This is a genomic window from Marinobacterium sp. LSUCC0821 (assembly GCF_012848475.1).
Classification (GTDB): domain Bacteria; phylum Pseudomonadota; class Gammaproteobacteria; order Pseudomonadales; family Balneatricaceae; genus Marinobacterium_E.
This window is the reverse complement of sequence record NZ_CP051666.1, coordinates 1402664-1422783: the sequence shown is the minus strand read 5'-3', so window position 1 is coordinate 1422783 and position 20120 is coordinate 1402664. Positions and strand designations below refer to the sequence as shown.

Below are 20120 nucleotides of genomic sequence, written 5' to 3'. Positions count from 1 at the left end.
ACCTTAGTCGCAGTAGCTTAACTGTAGAGCAACTGCGGAAGGAATAGGGTTATCTGTGCAACGAATACAATCAGTGCTAGACGGACGATATCGGCACACCAGAATGGGGTAACCCCTTTAAATATTGTTCCTGTGCGGACATCTTTAAGTACCGCACTGAGAACAAATACGTTCATGCCAACCGGTGGCGTAATTAATGATATTTCAGTGACTACCACTACAACGATCCCGAACCACACTAGGTCAAAGCCAAGGCTCTGCACTAGTGGATAGAAAACAGGCACGGTTAGTAGCAACATTGAAAGACTTTCAAACACCATCCCGAGAAGGATGTAGATGCCAAGAATCACAAGAATAACCACCATAGGTGATACGTCCAGTGACTGGACAAATTCAAGCAACCAAGTTGGTAGGCCTGCACGGTTAATAAAGTCAGAAAAGATAAGTGCGCCAATAATGACGGCGAATAGCATCGCTGAAGTGCGTGCAGTGTCGGCAAGAACCTCAAAGGTGCGCGCTAGCGTCAAGCGACGGCGGAATAGGGCAATCAAGAATGCACCCGATGCACCGATGCCTGCAGCTTCTGTCGGTGTAAATACGCCCGCGTAGATACCGCCCATTACAATTGTGAAAAGTAGCAGTACGCCCCAGATGCCTTTGATTGCATTAATACGCTCTTGCCAAGTGGATTTCTCGCCGGCAGGACCTGATGCAGGGTTTCGCATAACAACCCAGCGCACTGCAATCATGTAGAGCACGATTCCCAGAAGGCCAGGTAAGAAGCCTGCTGCAAATAGTTCGCGAATACTGCTCTCGGTTAGAAGGCCGTAGATTACCAAGATAACCGATGGTGGAATCAGGATACCTAAGGTACCACCTGCTGCAATCGATGCAGTGGCTAGCGAGTCTGCATAACCAAATTTACGCATTGGTGGTAGTGCCACCTTCGCCATGGTTGCAGAGGTAGCAAGACTTGAACCACAGATCGCTGAGAAACCACCACAAGCTACGACAGTCGACATTGCTAGACCGCCACGACGGTGTCCTAGGAAGGTGTATGCCGCATTGTAGAGCTCTTGCGAAAGACCCGATCGGGTGACGAAGTTACCCATCAATATGAACAGTGGAACAACCGAAAGGCTGTACTCTTGCGCAGTTTCGATCACTCGGTTTGAAGCTAGTGTCAAAGATGCTGTCCAACGGAAATCAGCAAAGTTATCAAATGAGAGGCCTTGCAGAGCTGCAAAGCCAAAGAATCCAACTATCGCCATGGCAAAGGCGATTGGCATACGTACTACTAGAATGAGAAGTAGAACAACGGCAAAACCAATAATAACGGCAGTCACTCTCTTACTCCTTACTTCTTATCTTTAATAATGCGGTAGATGCCATAGGTAATCATACCCAGTGCGGTGAACCAGCTCATGATTGCAATGTACTGGATGATGTATGCAACCGGTAACTCTAGGAACTCAGTTACCTCCCCACGACGAAGCTTGCGTTCTGCCAGCTCCCAAATACGAATAGCAACAACATATAGGGATGTTGAGATCATCAGCGCGGCAAAAAGGGATAATACTTTTACCATCGCAGCGCCAAGGATTGAGTCGAGTAGATCGACGAGAACATGTCCGCCGCGCCAGGTCACAACGGGCATCTCTGCAAAGATAATAATTGCGAGGCCGATTTGAGTAATTTCAACAGCACCATCTACTGCATTGCTGAATAGGTATCGACCACCCACATCGACACAGGTAAGTACCATAAGAAAAAAGAGCCCGGAAGCTGCAATTACTTCTAAACTAAATGCTACCCAGCGAATTGGACCCTTTTCTGGATAGTGGGAATCGAACCACTCTGCACGTGTCACGATAAATCTCCGTAATTAACAAACTTCAAAGAACTGCAACTCAACGCAGTTTGGACGGCGAATGCCGGTACCGATAAATAGTCGTTCTGTAACCCAGCTAAAGCGCTCTGAAGAGGTCTCTAAAATGGGTGTACAGCGGAAGTAGACTTCGGATGGATCAACAGGCTGGCCATTGATGATTTTAGCTGTGGCCTCTTCACTCGCTGCTCGCACTGCACGGTTTTGAATAAAGATGGTTTCGCCCTCATCGGTCTCGATGACATAGCGCGCATCAAGTTCGAATAGGCGAGGAGAAAGAATCAGTTGAAAGTCAGCACCGCCAGGCAGCACTTTGCCACTCCAGCCATCACCTGTGACGGTACCACCCGTAATTGGGATGACACGTCGCTGGCCAAACTGTGTGGCGCCGATCTCTTGTGCCGGCGCAATCTCAACCTTCAGCGTTGCGAAGGGTTTTAATTCGGGTGCTTTCACTTGGGTCTGTATCTTTTAATTGTTTTCGACAGTCTACCTGTTTTAAGCAATGTTGTACTATAATATTGTTGTATAGCACAACTATTATCTGGTTTTCTACGACCTTGGTATTAGCTGGATTTCTGAACCAGAGTAAGAATGTCGTAGCTCGCAACTAACTCGCCATGTTGGTTCGTCACCTCCACATCCCAAGATACAACCCCGTGCGGATCCCCTTTAGGGCTCTGTTTACCCTGATCAATTTTGGTCTTACAGGTGAGGCGAGCTTGGATGGTGTCACCGATAGCGACTGGATTTACAAAACGTAGTGTATCCAAGCCGTAGTTTGCCAGCACAGGGCCAACACCTGGATCCACGAAAAGTCCTGCTGCCGCAGAGAGTACAAAGTAGCCATGCGCGATACGCTTCTCAAACATCGAGTCGCAGGCAGCTTGCTCATCAAAGTGCATGTAGAAGTGGTCACCTGAGAGGCAGCCAAAGTTGACGATGTCAGCTTCAGTGACGGTGCGACGATGGGTTAGCAGTGACTGTCCAATCTGCAATTCATCAAAGTGGAAACGGAACGGATGAATAGGGTTGTCAATTGTCTTAGCGCCACGGATGAACTCGCCTGTCACTGCCGTAAGCATGGTGGGTGAACCTTGGATGGCGCTGCGTTGCATATAGTGTTTTACACCCTGAATGCCGCCCAGCTCTTCACCGCCACCAGCACGACCAGGGCCACCATGTTTCAGCATAGGTAGTGGCGAACCATGACCGGTAGACTCCTTAGATGAAGCCTCATCAAGAATGTGAACGCGGCCATGCCAAACTGCCATTGCAGGTACCACTTCAGCAGCGATCTCAGGTGATTTGGTTACCAAAGTAGTCACTAGAGAGCCTTTACCACGTGCTGCAAGAGCAAGCGCGTGTGCGCTGTCACGGTAAGGCATGATTGTGCTGACAGGTCCGAAGGCTTCAATGTCGTGTGCACCGCCCTCTTGGTCGGGTGAACTATTCAACAGCAAGGTGGGTTCAAAGAAAGCACCTTTATCGGTTCCATCTCCTTGGGCCGAGTACTCAGTGCCACGACCAAAGAGAACTTCGGAACTCGCTTTCAATGCTTCTAATTTCTCAGCAACATCGCGCTGTTGATCCATCGAAGCGAGAGCGCCCATGCGAACTCCTTCGATAGTTGGGTCGCCTACTGTGACTTTCGCTAGACGAGCTGAGAGTTTTTCGCTCACTGCATCGACTAGGTTTTCTGGAACCAGGATTCGACGAATAGCCGTACATTTTTGACCCGCTTTGACGGTCATCTCGCGGGCAACCTCTTTAATAAAGAGGTCGAACTCGACATCGTCGGGCGTCACATCCTCTGCAAGCATGGCACAGTTCAGCGAGTCAGCTTCTGCATTGAATGGGATCGCATTATTAAGAAGGTTAGGAGTTGCACGCAGCATGTTGGCCGTTGATGCAGACCCTGTGAAGGTAACTACGTCTTGGCTATCAAGGCGATTTAATAGGTCACCGGTAGAGCCGATCACTAATTGCAGAGCACCTTCAGGCAGCAATCCTGACTGCGCCATCAAACGCACGCACGCTTCAGTCAGGTAACTTGTTTGTGAGGCAGGTTTAACAATGCATGGCATCCCAGCTAAAAAGTTAGGTGCGAACTTCTCTAACATCCCCCAAATTGGGAAGTTGAAAGCGTTGATATGTACTGCAACGCCTTGGCGAGGCACAAGAATATGGCTGCCAAAGAACTGCCCCTGTTTGCCCAGCTGTGTTGCTGCTCCTTCATGGAGCACATTACCCGAAGGCAGATTGTTGCGGCCCATACTAGCGTAGGCAAAGAGTGTAGCTACACCTCCCTCTATATCAATCCAGCTATCAGTCCGGGTCGCACCCGTGTGATGAGAGATTGCGTAGAGACTCTCTTTGTTATCAATAAGGTATTTACCTAGTGCTCTCAATGTCGAAGCACGACTTTGGAAATCCAAGGCCAGTAACGACTTGCGACCCTTTGAGTGTGCGAAATCGAGAGAGCGTCCAAAATCCAACTGCTCTGCATGGGTGTGGAAAACCGCTTTACCATTGATAGCACTGGTCAAAGTTTTGTCTGCAGTTTGTCCGATCCATTCGCCGGCAATAAAACTCTGTAGTGTTGGCTTTGCTGACATTGCTGATACCTTATTCTAATTTTAAACGCTTAAATTTCGTCGAAATCGAGAACGACACGATCGGAAATAGGGTAGGACTGACACGAGAGTATGTAACCTGCTTTTACTTCGTAATCTTCAAGTCCGAGGCTCACATCCATCTCAACCTCACCCTCGATTACCTTACATTTACATGTTGAGCAGACGCCTGCTTTACATGAGTAAGGAAGCTCTGCCCCTTGCTCATTACCAGCATCAAGTAGGTTTTGGCTATTTTGAGCCAGCTCGAATGTGCGACTGTGGCCATCACGAATAATCTGGATCTCAGAGACGTGGGTAGCTCTTGCTGCTGCTTCAGCACGCGCGGCGGCTTTGCCTGCATCTGCTGTCGTGCCAAAGAGTTCAAAGTGAACACGCTCTTTATCTGTTCCGGCTGCTATTAGCTCCTCAGAGACGGTCTCCGTCATGCTTTGCGGTCCGCAAATAAATGCCGCAGTGAGGTTTTTGGCATCAATCCAGCGCTTAAATAGAGAGCGACATTTGTCTGCATCGATATGGCCGTTGTAAAGGTCTATATCCTGCTGTTCGCGGCTAAATACAAAGATCAAGTTTAGTCGACCCATGTAGCTGTTCTTGAGATCTTCTAGTTGGTCGCGGAACATCGTTGAAGAGGTGGCGCGATTGCCATAGATAAGCGTGATTTGACTTAACGGTTCTGCACGCAGGATGCTTTTGATTTGTGAGAGTATAGGTGTTACCCCACTCCCGGCTGCAACCATTAGGTAGTTGCTCTGGCGGGTTGGGTCTAGCTCAATATAAAAGTGACCGGCAGGTTCCATAACCTCTAATGAGTCGCCCACCGCTAGCACGTCATTTGCGTAGTTTGAGAAGAGTCCACCTACCACGCGTTTTACGCCTATACGAACCTCATCATCGCCTAAACCACTGCAGATAGAATAGGAGCGTCGCACCTCCTCGCCATCGATATCACACTTTACTGTGAGATATTGGCCAGGATGAAACTGAAACTTCTCAGTCAGATCTTTAGGAATGTCCAATACAATTGAGACAGAGTCGCGTGTCTCTTGGCGAAGTTCTGAAACAGTTAGGGTGTGAAAATGGCTCATCACATCTCTCCGTTAGGCTGTGCTAAATGCACTTAAAGTAGTCAAAGGGTTCTAAACAGTCTGTGCAGCGGTAGAGTGCTTTGCAGGCTGTAGAACCAAATTCGGTAATCTCTTCGGTTGCTGTGCTACCGCAGTTCGGACACTCAACAGTGAGTGCTTCACCAGGAAGTCTCGGCTTGCTGGCGCTGCCAACAGGGGGTGCAATTCCGTATGCTTTCAGACGCTGGCGTCCCTGTTCGGTAATCCAGTCTGTTGTCCAGGCTGGGTCTAGGCGTTGCTCAATATTTGGTGCGGCAAATCCTGCTTCGATAAGTGCATCGCGGACAGAGCTCTCAATAAACTCTGTTGCCGGACATCCAGAGTAGGTGGGTGTGATCGCTACAAACAGGTGACCTTCTCGCCAATCTATTTCACGCACAATCCCAAGGTCTGTCACACTGACAACTGGGACCTCTGGGTCCATCACTTGATCCAATACATCGCGGGCGCGTGCTAGGTCGCTCGCACCCCCTTCTCGTGCATTTAGATCGGATGTGATGAGATTACCAGTTGGCATCTGGGTAAGCCCTTGGCAGGAATTGCATCTCTGCAAGCAACAATCCTAGGTGCTCACTATGCATGCCTGTGTGGCCGCTGAGGTAGATGGCCGATGCTGGTGCTGGCTCACTGAGAGTGCTTTCGTTTAATACATTCGCCACCGTTGTATGCCAACTGCTGCAAATTGAATCGCCCTCAGGTATCTCATTTGTCAGCACTTCGGCGCTATCAGCCAGTTCAAAACTGAAACGCCAAATTTTATCAATCGCTGTCTGCATGCGCTGATGGCTCTCATCGGTACCGTCCCCTAGACGACGCACCCACTCTGAAGAGCGGCGAAGGTGATACTCCACCTCTTTGATCGACTTCTTAGCGATTGCAGCGATCTGCGCTTCTGCATGGTTGGCTAGGTGTGCAAGTACCTGATAGTGCCAGGCATCAAAAAGAAACTGTTTGGCCATGACCATGGCAAAATCGCCGTTCGGTTGTTCGACAATTAATAAATTGCGGTAGGCACGCTCATCACGTCGAAATACTAGATCGTCCGCATTGCGCCCATCGTCGATACGTTCTGCAGCATATTCAAGCCAGTTACGTGCTTGCCCGACGAGGTCGAGGCCGACATTCATTAGTGCCACTTCCTCTTCAAGCGCTGGAGCTTTGCCGACAAGTTCACATAGGCGTTGTGCTTGCACCATGGCGCTATCGCCTAGGGTAAGAAGCAGTTCTGTAAGGTTGTCATATCGAGTCATGCTATTGCCTCACATATGTCCAACTTCGTCTGGCAGCTCGTAGAAGCTTGCGTGACGGTAAACTTTGTCATCTGCAGGATCGAATAGTGCATCCTTCTCATCGCTTGCGGTTGCTGTGATTGAAGCAGAGGGTACAACCCAGATGCTTACCCCTTCGCTGCGGCGAGTGTATAAATCGCGAGCGCTCTCGATCGCCATCTCTGCATCGGCAGCGTGAACGCTACCAACATGCTTATGGTTCAAACCGTGCTTACTGCGCACAAATACTTCAAATAGAGTCCACTGTGACATTTGATTAACCTCGAGTTATGCGGCAGCGCGCGCTTTTTTCTTATTCGCGTAAGCAACAGCGGCTTCACGCACCCATGCACCTTCATCAATAGCGGTGCGACGTGTGGCAATACGCTCCTCATTACAAGGGCCGTTGCCTTTTAGTACCTCGTAGAATTCAGACCAGTCGATTTCACCAAACTCCCAGTGGCCAGTCTCTTCATTAAACTTGAGATCAGGGTCGGGTACGGTGCAGCCTAAGATCTGCAGCTGTGGGATAGTCTGGTCAATGAAGCGTTGACGCAAATCGTCATTCGAGTGACGTTTGATCTTCCACGCCATCGATTGAGCACTGTTTGGTGAGTCGGCATCACTAGGGCCAAACATCATCAAAACAGGCCACCAGAAACGATTAATAGAGTCTTGTACCATCTCACGCTGCTCATCTGTGCCCTCTCGCATCATGTGAAGTAGGATTTCATAGCCCTGACGTTGATGGAAACTCTCCTCTTTACAGATTCGAATCATGGCGCGGGAGTAGGGGCCGTATGAGGTGCGCTGCAAGACAACCTGGTTAACAATCGCAGCCCCATCAACTAGCCAGCCAATGGTACCCATGTCAGCCCAGCTCAATGTTGGGTAGTTGAAGATGCTTGAGTATTTAGCGCGGCCGTCATGCAGTTTTGCGACCTCTTCATCACGATCTGCCCCCAAGGTCTCCATTGCGCTGTAGAGGTAAAGACCGTGGCCACCCTCATCTTGAATCTTGGCCATCAACTGCAGTTTGCGCTTTAGCGTAGGTGCACGGGTAACCCAGTTGCCCTCTGGAAGCATGCCAACAATTTCAGAGTGCGCATGCTGAGAGATCTGGCGAATCAAGGTTTTGCGGTAGGCCTCTGGCATCCAGTTTTTGGCCTCGATTTTGATCTCCGCATCTACCTTCTCTTGAAAGAGGCGCTCGTTTTCAGACATCTCATTGATGTTTTTAACGCTTTTAACTCCGGTCTCAACCATCTGTGCGTACATTGGTGTTCCCCTATTTTATTTCCTGCAGCCGTGCTGCCTAATTCGTAGTTATGATACCTTAAATAAAATTAATTTATAATTTTTGTATCATAATAAAGCGCAGTTACACTCCTCACATAGGTCTGGAGTGTCTCTGAATTAACTGTTTCGTTCGTCGTAGACGCGCTTAGCTTTGCCCTCTGAGCGAGCTATAGAGCCCTGATCACGGACTAGCACCTGAATGCTAATGCCGACTGACGATTTAACGTGGTGCTTGAGATCAGCAACTAGTTTATCTATCTCTACCTGTCCCAAATGGGCAAAACTTGGACGTAGTTCGATATGAACTGTCATGCTGTCTAAGTTGCCAGAGCGGTACAGGTGAATCTCAAAGTTCTCAGAGAACTCAGGAACCTTCACGACCTCCTCCTCAATCTGAGTAGGGAAGACGTTGACGCCACGAATAATCATCATGTCATCTGAGCGGCCTGTAATCTTATCGATACGACGCATTGGGCGCGCAGTTCCTGGTAGCAGACGTGTCAGATCTCGCGTGCGGTAACGGATCATTGGCAGCGCCTCTTTGCTTAAGGTGGTGAATACAAGTTCACCTAGCTCACCATCTGGCAGAACCTTGCCAGTTTCCGGGTCGATAATCTCTGGGTAGAAGTGATCTTCCCAAACTGTTGGCCCGTCCTGAGTCTCGCCACACTCTTGGGCAACACCAGGGCCCATGATTTCTGAAAGACCATAGATATCTGTCGCTTTCATATCGAGACGCTTCTGCATCGCAAGACGAAGATCGTTGGTCCATGGCTCTGCGCCAAAAATACCGAGGCGAAGTTTTAGTGTATGCGGATCAACACCCTGGCGCTCCATCTCATCTGCGATATTGAGCATGTACGATGGGGTCACCATGATAATGTCTGGATCAAAATCCTTGATCAGACGAACCTGCTTCTCAGTCTGCCCACCCGACATTGGAATGACTGTACAGCCTAAGCGCTCTGCACCGTAGTGTGCGCCTAGGCCCCCCGTGAATAGACCGTAGCCATATGAGACGTGAACCTTGTCTCCAGGTCTGCCGCCTGCAGCACGAATAGAGCGCGCAACTAATTCAGCCCAAGTGTCGATGTCATTCTGTGTGTAACCCACAACCGTTGGCTGCCCAGTCGTGCCACTCGATGCGTGGAGGCGAACAATCTGCTCCATCGGTGTTGCAAACATCCCATAGGGATAGTGGTCACGCAGGTCGCTCTTAGTGGTGAACGGCAGTTTTGCTAGATCATCTAGGTTCTTAATATCGTCTGGGTGAATACCCTGCTCATCAAAGCGGCGCTTGTACATTGCGACATTGTCATAGGCGTGGCGCACGCTCCATTTAAGACGTTCAAGTTGTTCAGCACGAAGCGCATCTATGGAGGCTGTCTCCATAGGGTCTAGGCGGTCTGGTCGAAACTCATTTCGCTTGATCATGATCATTACTCTCGAATTCTTAAATTACTCGCCTTTGTATGCGGCAGGTCGTTTTTCGATAAAGGCCATAACACCCTCTTTGTAGTCATAAGAGTTGCCTGCGACTTGTTGAAGTTGCTGTTCAAGTAACAACTGCTCTTCAAGGGTGTTGGTTTGGCTCGCTTGCAATGCCTGTTTGGTTAAAGCCAGACCATGAGTTGGTTGGGTTGCCAAGTGTTTAGCAAAGTTGGTTGCTTCATACTGAAGGTTCTCATCATCTACTACCTTGTAGATGAGCCCCCACTCTAGGGCCTGCTCAGCTTTAAGCGGTTCGCCAAGCATGGCGAGTTGTTTAGCGCGAGCCATGCCAACAAGGCGTGGTAAGAACCAGGTGCCACCTGAGTCTGGAATTAGTCCGATTTTGCAGAATGCTTGAATGAACTTTGCTGAACGAGCTGCAATGACGAAGTCGCAAGCTAATGGAATATTTGCGCCGGCACCTGCCGCGATACCATTCACTGCACAGATAGTTGGTATCGCCATTTGACTTAGTTTAGTGAGCATTGGGTTGTAGTAACGACCAATCACTTCACCTAGGTCTGGCATTGGCTCTGCCGGTTTAACTAGTGGGTCTGATAGGTCCTGTCCGGCACAGAAGCCCCTACCTTCACCCGTTAGTAGAAGTGCTCGAATGCTTTTGTCATTAGCGATGGCGTCAAGCGCGGCATGCATCTCAAGATGCATCGCTTCATTAAAGCTGTTGAGTGTTTCTGGTCTGTTCAAGCTGAGTTTAGCTACACCTGACTCAATCTGTAACAGTAGATGCTTGAATTCCATCCCTAATAGGCTCCGAACATTTTATATTTTTGGTTGATTCGGTTTTGGTAGCAATGCGCGATGCTCTTTTTTAAAAATGCCTGATTAATAGATACAGATCAATAAAAAAATATTCTTTTTTTGTATCGCTTTTATCGGTAGACTCATTTCATCATCAATTTATAGCACATATCACTATGTACAAACCGAAGACCCTAGAAATAATTCTTGAGCACTTTAAAGCGCAGACACCTCTCCGAGCGCCTTCGCTGATTATAAGTGTCTGGGGTGATGCGGTTGAGCCTCGAGGTGGCCGTGCTTGGTTGGGTGGTTTAATCAATCTTCTTGAGCCTTTCGGTGTCAATGAGCGACTGATGCGCACCTCTGTTTTCCGCCTCGCGCAGGATGGCTGGCTATCTAGCACGAAGGTTGGGCGAAAAAGTTTCTATGCACTCACTGAATCTGGAAAGCAGCGTTTTGCTCAGGCCTTTCGACGAGTCTACTCTGCACAAAGAGTAGGGTGGCAGGGTGTATGGACGCTGCTATCGGTCCATAAGCTAAATAACGAGCAGCGTCGTGAACTACAGCTCGCATTAAGTGATATGCGGTTTGGTGTTTTGGGTAACTCCCTTCTGATCAGTCCAGTCGCTGATTTAGAAAAGGTTGAGCAGAAATTAACTGAGAGTCGCTTTGCCGATTCCGTTGTCTGTTTTCAATCATCAGAGCCACTGGCTGCTGATGCGGCCCTTGAGACTTTGGTTGTTGATGCCTGGAGTTTGGATGGTCTTGCGACTGCATACACTTCGTTTATTACACTGTTTCAACCGCTGCTAACTGAGCTTGAGGGAAAGAGTGCAGTCGATCCGCAATCCGCTTTTATTGCCAGAACGCTGTTGATCCATGAGTACCGAAAACTGGTTTTAAGGGACCCGTTATTACCTGATCAATTGCTTCCTAAAGATTGGCCAGGTCACTCGGCGCGTGAGCTCTGTGCGTTAATCTATGAGCAGCTCTCTAGTTCTGCTGATCGTTGGCTTGCTTCGCATCTTGAAGGTGAAGATGGAACCCATTTAGAGGTGAGTGACACCTATAGAAACCGTTTTTTGCGCTCTGATGGGTGGTGAATTTTATAGGTTGGATATCGGTTTTCCGCCAGCCTACCGAAATGATGCAAAGCTTTTAGTTCTCGGTTCTCTACCAGGCAAGCGCTCTATCGCGCAGAGCCAGTACTATGGTCATCCTCGAAATCTGTTTTGGCAGATATTGTCGTCATACATCGGTATAGCTGCAGATGATGATTACTGTGATAGATTACAGGCTGCTTTAGATACCAAGATTGCTCTCTGGGATGTCATGGCCAGTGCGCAGCGTCCAGGGTCACTCGATAGCTCTATCGAAAGAGGCAGTGTGCAGGTAAATCCAATTCCTGATTTGATCGCTAACCTACCTCAATTGAACACGGTTATTCTCAACGGTAGTGCGGCAATGCGTTATTTTAAACAGGCCGGCTTTGATGAGTTCTGCAGCTCGTTAGGTGTGGCAGTAGAGCATCTTCCCTCTACAAGCCCCGCACATGCAGCACTCTCCTATGAGATGAAGGCGGCTCAGTGGCAGCGGGTCATTGATAAAGCTCTATCTCAGGATGCAAAGCGTATATCACGCTGATAAGTTTATAAGGAGTCGTTCATGGAATTAGCTACATTTGGTGCAGGCTGCTTTTGGGGTATTGAGCTCCGTTTTTCAGAATTGGATGGGGTTGTTGCGACCGACGTGGGTTATATGGGGGGACATCTCGATGAGCCAAGTTATCAGCAGGTTTGTACTGATTCAACAGGGCATGCCGAAGTGGTTCAGATCACTTTCGATCCCACTAAAGTAAATTATGAACAGCTATTAAATTGTTTTTGGCAGTGGCACGATCCAACCACGCTTAATCGACAAGGTCCGGATGTTGGCAGCCAATACCGCTCGGCCATTTTTTATCACTCTGATGCACAAAAGCTTTTGGCACAGCAGAGCATGGAGGAAATCACGCAATTAGCTCTTTTTGCGAATCCTTTAGTAACCACTCTCGAGCCGGCAGCAACTTTTTGGCGAGCTGAAGAGTACCATCAGGATTATCTAAAAAAACGTGGCATGTCATCTTGTCACATTTAAGCGTTTAATTTGCTGTATCATAACGCTACAAATCTCTGGGGCAGGTAGCCCGCGCTCGACTGGCAATGTCCAAGTCTTTGTCGTTATTGCATTAGGATGAATATGCACACCAAATCACCGGTTCGAATTGAGTTTCTGTTGTTGATGGCTGCCTTGCAGTGTCTCATGGCCCTCTATGTAGATACTATGCTGCCATCGCTGCATCAGATTGGCTCTGATCTTGATGCGCTCGACAACAACCGTTACCAATTTGTGATCAGCAGTGTCATGTTGGGAATGGGTTTGGGGCAGTTCTTCTATGGCCCTCTTGCCGATGCTTGGGGCCGCAAGCCAGCAGTGAACCTTGGTTTTGCATTGATGATTATAGGCACACTCATTTCGCTGTTTGCGCAAACCTTTGAGGTGATGTTAGCGGGGCGTGTGCTCCAGGGTCTAGGCGCAGCGGGTCCTCGTGTTATCTGTATGGCGATTGTCAGAGATAAACATGTTGGTCCTGATATGGCTCGCATCATGTCGCTGATCATGACTATCTTTATTTTTAGTCCTGTTGTTGCACCTATGCTTGGTCAACTGGTGCTGCTTTTTGCGGGTTGGCGCGCAATTTTTGGAATGTTGATTGTTCTATCGACTGCGACTTGGATCTGGTTTGTTCTGCGTCAGGAGGAGACCCTTGATCCGGCTAATCGCGCCCCTCTCTCCTTTGTGCCTGTGTTAAAAGCGATGCGTCAAGTGATCACAACTCGAGTGGGGCTCATCTATACCCTAGCGGCGGGTTTGATTCACGGCTCTTTAATTGGCTTTTTACTCTCTATCCAGGGTGTGCTGCATGGTATTTATGAGACGGGAGCTATGTTCCCAGTCTATTTTGCGATGATGGCGTTGGGTGTGGGTTTCTCCTCATTCATGAACTCTAAATTGGTCTACCGCTTTGATCTGCGAAAGTTGGTTATGACGGTGATGGCCTTCAGTGCGTCAGTTTCATTGCTTGAGGCCTTTTTTGTTGGAGTGATCGGTATAGAGGTGTCACTTTTTGGGTTTATCGCGATGATGATCGTGACAACCTTCTGTTTTGGGTTGCTTTTTGGAAACTTGAACGCACTCTCTATGGCCCCTTTTGGGAAAATTGCAGGCGTGGCGAGTGGCACCATAGGTGCGTTAACCATGATGCTTGGTGTCTTAGTAGGCACCTTTATTGGCTTAAGTTTTGATGGAACCATTTTGCCAATGCTGATTGGTTTTGGGGTTGCTTCGTCTCTGGCGCTATTGTTGGTTGTTCTCTTCTCTGAAAGCAGGGTCAAAAATGCCTCAGTGGCAGGGTGATGTAGCAGCGTGGCGCAATTAGATCAGTCAAATAATGTTGAAAAACTTACTCCTGGAGATGGCGATCTCTGGTTTTTGCCCCTAGGGGGTACGGGTGAGATTGGCATGAACATGAACCTGCTAGGTCATGCAGGTGATTGGATCATGGTCGATTGTGGCGTCACTTTTGATGAGACCCTCTCACCTGATACTCACAAAACCTTTTCGGTCGTTGCCGCGGATCCTAAGTTTATCTCTCGCCAGCGTGAGTCGCTTAAAGCGATTATTATTACGCACGCCCATGAAGATCATCTGGGGGCATTACCATTTCTTTGGCCAAGACTTAAAGCACCTGTTTATGCATCACCTTTTGCAGCTGAGGTGTTGCGCCGAAAACTCAGTCAGCATGGATTAGAGTCAAAGGTGCCGATTAATGTGATCGCTCTTAGAGAGCGATTTACAGTGGGTGCCTTTACCCTTGAATTTTTGCCGATCACCCACTCTATTCCTGAGGCGCAGTCACTTCTGATTGAAACCTCTGTCGGGAAATTGCTCCACACTGCAGATTGGAAAATCGATCATGATCCTGTTGTTGGAGAACCTTTCGATGAGGGTCTCTATCAGGGGCTCGCTAAAGAGAATATTTTGGCGCTACTGTGTGACTCCACGAATGCATTGAAACCGGGTGCATCCCTCTCAGAGTCAATCTGTTATCGGGGTATTTTGCGTCAGGTCGACGCCGTTGAAGGACGCATAGTGGTGAGCTGCTTTAGTTCTAACCTAGCTCGTTTAATCACAGTTGCGCGAGTTGCAGAGGCTATTGGTCGCCGTTTTGCTCTTCTTGGGCGTTCCCTTCGCAATATGTATGCTATCGCTAAACAGACCGGATATTGGCCTGAAGAGTTGGTACCTATAGATGAGCAGCATCTTGGCTATCTACCTGCGAATGAGGTCTTTGCTATCGCTACAGGGAGTCAGGGAGAGGAGCGGGCAGCGCTGAATCGACTCTCCTTAGATACCTATCCTGCTCTTTCATTAGAGAGAGGTGATCGTATTGTCATGAGCTCTTTTCTAATTCCTGGCAACGAACGTCTAGTAGAGCGGATGTTGGATCGATTCAAAGCGCGGAATATCTCAGTGATTGAGTCTGCTCAGAGTGATACACCTATCCATGCATCCGGACACCCCTGTCAGGCTGAATTGGCCGATATGTACACCTGGGTGCAACCCTTAGTTGCCGTCCCTTTACATGGCGAAGCTGAACATCTCGCGGCTAATGCAGGTGTAGCAAAACGTTTTGGTGTACCAGTTCAACTAATTGGTGAGAATGGTGATCTTTATGAGTTGGCCCCGCGGCAACGAATCCATTACGCCAAAGTCACCACGGGTCGCATCCCACTCGTTGAGTGATAAACCATGGAGTCGATAGGAGTATGTGTCTAGTCGCATTGGATTGGCAGCCATCAGAGGATTTCACGTTAAGGCTGGTTGCCAACAGAGATGAGTTTCTCGATCGACCCACTGCACCTATGAGTTGGTGGCCTGAATCGACCTCTGAGTATGGTCTGCTTGCGGGAAAAGACCTTCGTGCTGGTGGTACTTGGTTGGCGCTTGATAGGCGGGGACGTATTGCTCTGCTTACCAATATTCGCAACGGTTATGTAGGTAAGAGTGCCAGTCGCAGTCGAGGCGAGTTGGCTGTTAGATTTGTAGAGTCAACGATGTCTGCTGAAGCTTTTATTGGGTCGCTTCAGGATACGATTGCTGACTTCGGCGGTTTTAATATGTTGATTGGTGATGGCAAGGAGCTGGTTTGGTTTAGTAACGAACATCCAACACCGCACTTATTAAAGTCTGGCATACACATACTTAGCAACCAAGCCTTGAATACCCCCTGGCCTAAAGTGATTAAGGCGCGCCAGCAGATGAGTGAATCGCTCGCCCGGTTTGAATCGGATTTTGGCGAGCTAGAAATTTTGACAGATAGGGCTGTAGCGCCCGATGAACAACTCCCTGAGACAGGCGTTCCAATTGAATGGGAACGTTTACTCTCTGCACAAACCATCCTATCTTCGACTTATGCGACGCGCTCTCGTTGTTGGCTGGTTGCAAATCGATCAGGCATCGATGTTATAGAACAACAGCTTGATTCTCTGGGTGAAGTGGCCGAAGATCGTCGATTCACCTGGTCACTTTGATGGGGTACTGGAGTCTAAATGTTTGGCATTATCGATTTTTACACCTTCCTGATTGGAACAATCATTATTGTGCTGTTACCTGGCCCAAACTCCATGTATGTTGCCACCGTGGCAGGTCGTCGCGGTTTTCTCCCCGCGTTTCAAGGTGCGGCCGGTATCTTTACAGGTGATTTGATTCTTATGACACTATCGGTCGGTGGTGTCGCGTCGATTGTACAAACCACCCCGATCGTCTTTACCCTGTTGAAGTATGCAGGCGGCGCCTACTTGATGTGGCTCGGTGTCGGATTGGTTAGATCACTGTGGCAAAAAAAGGTCGATGAAGAGCAGGTCGATGTGCCAAAAGATTCAAAGCACCCCTATCGTATAGCTCTTACCATCAGTCTCTTAAATCCGAAAGCGATTCTGTTTTTTATATCGTTTTTTATTCAGTTCGTTGATCCTACTTACGAGACGCCTCTTCTATCTTTTGCAATCCTTGGCGTTGTTGTTCAGATCTGTTCACAAATCTATCTAGCTGCATTGATTATCACCACTATCTACTTCAAAGGTTTGTTTGCTGAAGGTGGAGTTTTGGCGCGGATAACCAAAGCCTGTGCGGGTTCGCTCTTTATCGGTTATGGTCTAAAGCTTGCGTTATCTAGCAACTAAAACCGAGCGTAGATCTATGATCAGTCTTGTTTTTTCAAGGCCCGTGCTGAAGTCTTTGTTGAAAACTCTTTTTCTTATGAGCTTGATTCTACAGCTCCCGTTAGCATCCGCTGCGGATGGAGAGCTGCTGGCGCAATTGAGTCAAGAGCAGAGAGAGTATCTTAAGAATAAACAGGTCATTTGGATGCCAACATACAGTAACTGGCGTCCATTTAACTACTTAGAAGCTGGCCAACCGAAGGGTTACCTGATCGATCTCACTCGACAAATTAGCCAGAAGCTGGGCTTGGAACTGCGCTTTGTGAACGGCTTTGATTGGTCGCAGCACATGGAGAAATTGGCAGATGGCCAGATAGATGTGATTGGAAACATGGTCTTAACTGAAGAGCGACAAAAGCATTTTCTTTTCAGTGAGCAGCCGACTCTGGAATTATTGACGGGCTTGATCAGTCTGAAGGGGTATACCCAATTCAAAGATCTGACTGGTGTAAGTGTGGGTATTCAAAAGGACTCGGTTTTTGAAGGTTACTTTAAGAATCAGTACCCCAACGTGACCTATCAAGAGTACCTCTCATTGAATGATATGATGGCTGCTCTCCTCAACGGTAAAATCGATCTTTTTGTAGAGAACTATTCGATTGCCAACTATCTGATCAATGTAACCCACACCTTTAATGATGATCTACAAGTCAGACTACTAGAGTCCGAGTCCAGGCTTAAACTCAATATGCACTTTGCCTTCAATCAGCAAGATCCAATGTTAAGTGCCATTTTTGATAAAGCCTATGCCAGCATCTCGCAGGATGACATTCAAGCGCTGCAAGAGTTGTGGGGCATGGTGCCATATCAACATATGGATCTTTCAACATCCAAAAGTCTCAAAAATCTTTTGTATGTTCTGATAGTTACTTTTGGAATGTTGCTGCTGCTCTTCTATCGCTACCGGCTCTTATCGGAACAGAGTGCCAAAATTGCACGCATCAATGAACAGTTAGAGGGAGAGCGGCTAGAGCTAGAGAGGGTTAACCGGGCCTATGCTTCACAGGTTGCCCAAAATCAATCGACAGAAAAGCTATCCCAAGATTATTTAAGAGCCCTTAAACAGATGGGGAATATGTTTGCAGTGATAGGAGTTGATAGCCTTAAGGTTATTGACGCTGACGATATGACTGCACAATGGTGGGGCTACAATTCTGCCCAAGAGGTTATAGGCAGAACAGTGCCTGACTTAATGGATATATCGCCAGAGTTTGCTCGCGAGTTTCATCTTGAAGCGAAACGTAAAGGGATTGCTATCCGCATCCAAAGACAGCTTCGTCCCTCACCCGGTATAGATGCAAAAGTAGGGGAGATATGTCTTATCTATCGACCCGCTAAGGATGGAGAGGAGGCACATACTATTCGGTTGATGCGTGATGTATCCGAAGAGCTGGCCTTACGACAGGCGTTAACGGAAAAGGCGGAAGAGGCGGTAAGGCTTTCAAGGATTAAAAGTGAGTTCTTAGCCAATATGAGTCACGAGATCCGTACGCCAATGAATGCAGTATTGACACTGGCTAAAACATTAGCGAGCTCTAGGGAGAGCAATGAAAAAACAGTGATGCAGGCGGGTAAGATTCTAAGGGCCGGTCAATCACTACAAAATTTGTTAGATGATATTCTAGATTTCTCAAAAATTGAGAGCGGTAAGCTCAAGCTGGTTATCTCAGATTTCTATCTATCGGATCTATTAGAGACGCTCGCAATTCTGATGTCGAGTGCAGCAAAAGATAAGAGTATTCACCTCGCAATTACGCCAAAGTATCGAGGCGATATCAAGTTGTCGGGAGATCAGCAACGTCTGGAACAGATCCTTATTAACTTGATAAGTAACGCAATTAAATTCACCTCAAGTGGCTATGTTGAATTGACCATTGAACTGGTGGATGTAGAGCCTGTGTCACGCCTCCGTTTTTCTGTTCGTGATACCGGTATCGGAATGAATGAGTCTGTATTAGCTAGGATTTTTAACCCGTTTGAACAGGGTGATGGCAGTATTACGCGCAAGTTTGGCGGCACCGGTTTGGGACTTACAATTACCCAGCAACTGCTCTCAATGATGAGTGGTGAGTTGAACATAGAGTCTAAGGAGTTTCGTGGTACCACCGTATCGTTTGAAATCGCTTTCCCGATAGAAGTGGTTGCGACAACCCCTGTTGCTGAAAGTTGGCTACTGATTGCGTGTAAAAATCCTTTTACACGTAATTCCCTAGCAGCAGTCGCAGATTCAGTGGGGCTGAATTATGAGGTGGGTCAGACAGAACGTTTCGTTGTTCATACCTTGGTAAGTGCAATCAAGGAAGAGCGCTTCTTTGATTTGGTGCTTTATGATGGCGAGATCTCCGGCCGTGGAAAGCAACATCTGGAATCATTTGTTCGTGATGAGTTGGAAAGTTTGGGTCTTGAGTGGCATGGTCGTTTCGTCTCGGTTGATAGCCCTATTGACTCCATAGATGATGCTGAAAGCTCGCCGAGTGAATCTTTACAAGAGCCAGTGACACCTGCTGCGTTGAGACATATTAGCGTCGCTAGAACTGGCGAAGAGACACCCTCTCTCCAGACTCATCGACTGGAGGGTGTCTCGCTTTTAGTCGTAGACGATAATCAATTCAACTGCGATGCGGCTCGTGAGTTTTTGGAAGCAGCCGGTTCCTCTGTGAAGGTTGCAAATAATGGCAGTGAGGCGATTAAAATCTTACGTGCAGCTGGGACTGCAATTGATCTAGTCTTTATGGATGTTCAAATGCCGGTCATGGATGGCATTGAAGCAACACAGCGCCTGCGTGCGATGACTCGCTTTAAGCAGTTGCCCATCGTAGGTCTTTCGGCTGGCGCATATCCTCAAGATATTGAGGTTGCACTCAATGCGGGTATGAATGCTTACATCACGAAACCTGTCGATATCGATAGTGCAATATCCAAGATAGTTGAACTTCTCTCGCTCGATTCAAGTGATGAGGAGAGCTCCTCAACGGGTGAAAATAAACGTGCTCCAGAGCAACTTAATTGCTACTTTGATCGTCTATTGGCTAGGGATTATTGGAGTAGTGATGAGATGGTTAAGAAGTACGTATTGTCATTTATTGAACAGTACGGAGAGATTTTAGAGTCGCTGGATGTTGGCTCAGCTGAATTAAACTATGAGTTTGTCCATAAAATTAAGGGTGCTACTAGCCTACTGGGGATGCCAAAGTTGACGGATGCTCTTTCGCTTCTAGAGGTTCAACTTCGTAATAGACAGAGTGTATCGGCAGTTGAGGTTTTCAATTTGGTAGCTGTTTGGACTGAAACTCAACGAGAGGCTAAACACTCTCTGCAAGTTTGATCTC

General features: G+C 47.9%; 19 protein-coding genes. 8 read left to right on the top strand and 11 right to left on the bottom strand.

Annotation, left to right across the window (positions count from 1 at the left end; genetic code table 11):
• Window positions 1-17 precede the first annotated feature (17 nt).
• From HH196_RS06795 to paaG, 11 genes are all read right to left on the bottom strand, one after another.
• Entirely contained in the window at window positions 18-1346 is a 1329-nt protein-coding gene (locus HH196_RS06795) for a TRAP transporter large permease (RefSeq protein ID WP_169451396.1), read from the bottom strand.
• A gap of 11 nt (window positions 1347-1357) precedes the next feature.
• Window positions 1358-1870 (bottom strand): TRAP transporter small permease, encoded by a 513-nt coding sequence (locus HH196_RS06790; protein ID WP_169451395.1) that lies wholly within the window; start codon window positions 1868-1870, stop codon window positions 1358-1360.
• A 15-nt stretch (window positions 1871-1885) separates the two neighbouring features.
• On the bottom strand, window positions 1886-2344 hold the full coding sequence (locus HH196_RS06785; RefSeq protein ID WP_211160762.1) for a DUF3237 domain-containing protein: 459 nt from the start codon (window positions 2342-2344) through the stop codon (window positions 1886-1888).
• A 110-nt stretch (window positions 2345-2454) separates the two neighbouring features.
• Window positions 2455-4506 carry a phenylacetic acid degradation bifunctional protein PaaZ gene (gene paaZ, locus HH196_RS06780; protein ID WP_169451394.1) on the bottom strand — a complete coding sequence of 684 codons (2052 nt, stop codon included), beginning with the start codon at window positions 4504-4506 and terminating at the stop codon, window positions 2455-2457.
• A gap of 29 nt (window positions 4507-4535) precedes the next feature.
• Entirely contained in the window at window positions 4536-5612 is a 1077-nt protein-coding gene (gene paaE / locus HH196_RS06775) for a 1,2-phenylacetyl-CoA epoxidase subunit PaaE (RefSeq protein ID WP_169451393.1), read from the bottom strand.
• 22 nt (window positions 5613-5634) lie between these two features.
• Window positions 5635-6168: a 1,2-phenylacetyl-CoA epoxidase subunit PaaD gene (paaD, locus tag HH196_RS06770; protein WP_169451392.1), complete on the bottom strand. Its 534-nt coding sequence runs from the start codon at window positions 6166-6168 to the stop codon at window positions 5635-5637.
• On the bottom strand, window positions 6155-6901 hold the full coding sequence (gene paaC / locus HH196_RS06765) for a 1,2-phenylacetyl-CoA epoxidase subunit PaaC (protein ID WP_169451391.1): 747 nt from the start codon (window positions 6899-6901) through the stop codon (window positions 6155-6157). Before paaC ends, paaD begins: the two co-directional genes overlap by 14 nt.
• 9 nt (window positions 6902-6910) lie before the next feature.
• Window positions 6911-7192, bottom strand: a complete 282-nt coding sequence (paaB, locus tag HH196_RS06760; RefSeq protein ID WP_169451390.1) for a 1,2-phenylacetyl-CoA epoxidase subunit PaaB — start codon at window positions 7190-7192, stop codon at window positions 6911-6913.
• 15 nt (window positions 7193-7207) lie between these two features.
• Entirely contained in the window at window positions 7208-8197 is a 990-nt protein-coding gene (paaA, locus tag HH196_RS06755; RefSeq protein ID WP_169451389.1) for a 1,2-phenylacetyl-CoA epoxidase subunit PaaA, read from the bottom strand.
• Window positions 8198-8335: 138 nt separating this feature from the next.
• Window positions 8336-9652, bottom strand: coding sequence for a phenylacetate--CoA ligase PaaK (gene paaK / locus HH196_RS06750; RefSeq protein ID WP_169451388.1), 1317 nt, complete (start codon window positions 9650-9652; stop codon window positions 8336-8338).
• Between the two features lie 24 nt (window positions 9653-9676).
• Window positions 9677-10468, bottom strand: coding sequence for a 2-(1,2-epoxy-1,2-dihydrophenyl)acetyl-CoA isomerase PaaG (paaG, locus tag HH196_RS06745; protein ID WP_169451387.1), 792 nt, complete (start codon window positions 10466-10468; stop codon window positions 9677-9679).
• A gap of 176 nt (window positions 10469-10644) precedes the next feature.
• Between paaG and paaX the strand changes: the two genes are divergently transcribed.
• The 8 genes from paaX (at window position 10645) to HH196_RS06705 (ending at window position 20116) form a co-directional block, all read left to right on the top strand.
• The gene (paaX, locus tag HH196_RS06740; protein ID WP_169451386.1) at window positions 10645-11571 is read left to right on the top strand and encodes a phenylacetic acid degradation operon negative regulatory protein PaaX; all 927 of its coding nucleotides are present in this window, start codon (window positions 10645-10647) and stop codon (window positions 11569-11571) included.
• Window positions 11561-12112, top strand: coding sequence for a DNA-deoxyinosine glycosylase (locus tag HH196_RS06735; protein ID WP_169451385.1), 552 nt, complete (start codon window positions 11561-11563; stop codon window positions 12110-12112). Before paaX ends, HH196_RS06735 begins: the two co-directional genes overlap by 11 nt.
• 21 nt (window positions 12113-12133) lie before the next feature.
• Window positions 12134-12604 (top strand): peptide-methionine (S)-S-oxide reductase MsrA, encoded by a 471-nt coding sequence (gene msrA / locus HH196_RS06730; RefSeq protein WP_169451384.1) that lies wholly within the window; start codon window positions 12134-12136, stop codon window positions 12602-12604.
• Between the two features lie 102 nt (window positions 12605-12706).
• A complete protein-coding gene (locus HH196_RS06725; protein ID WP_169451383.1) occupies window positions 12707-13924 on the top strand; it encodes a multidrug effflux MFS transporter in 1218 nt (405 codons plus the stop codon).
• A gap of 9 nt (window positions 13925-13933) precedes the next feature.
• On the top strand, window positions 13934-15313 hold the full coding sequence (locus HH196_RS06720; RefSeq protein WP_248276832.1) for a ribonuclease J: 1380 nt from the start codon (window positions 13934-13936) through the stop codon (window positions 15311-15313).
• A 23-nt stretch (window positions 15314-15336) separates the two neighbouring features.
• Complete coding sequence (locus tag HH196_RS06715; protein ID WP_169451382.1) at window positions 15337-16101, top strand: NRDE family protein; 765 nt, start codon at window positions 15337-15339, stop codon at window positions 16099-16101.
• 18 nt (window positions 16102-16119) lie between these two features.
• Window positions 16120-16752, top strand: a complete 633-nt coding sequence (gene leuE, locus HH196_RS06710; RefSeq protein WP_169451381.1) for a leucine efflux protein LeuE — start codon at window positions 16120-16122, stop codon at window positions 16750-16752.
• Window positions 16753-16828: 76 nt separating this feature from the next.
• Window positions 16829-20116, top strand: a complete 3288-nt coding sequence (locus HH196_RS06705; protein ID WP_169451380.1) for an ATP-binding protein — start codon at window positions 16829-16831, stop codon at window positions 20114-20116.
• Window positions 20117-20120: the final 4 nt, after the last annotated feature.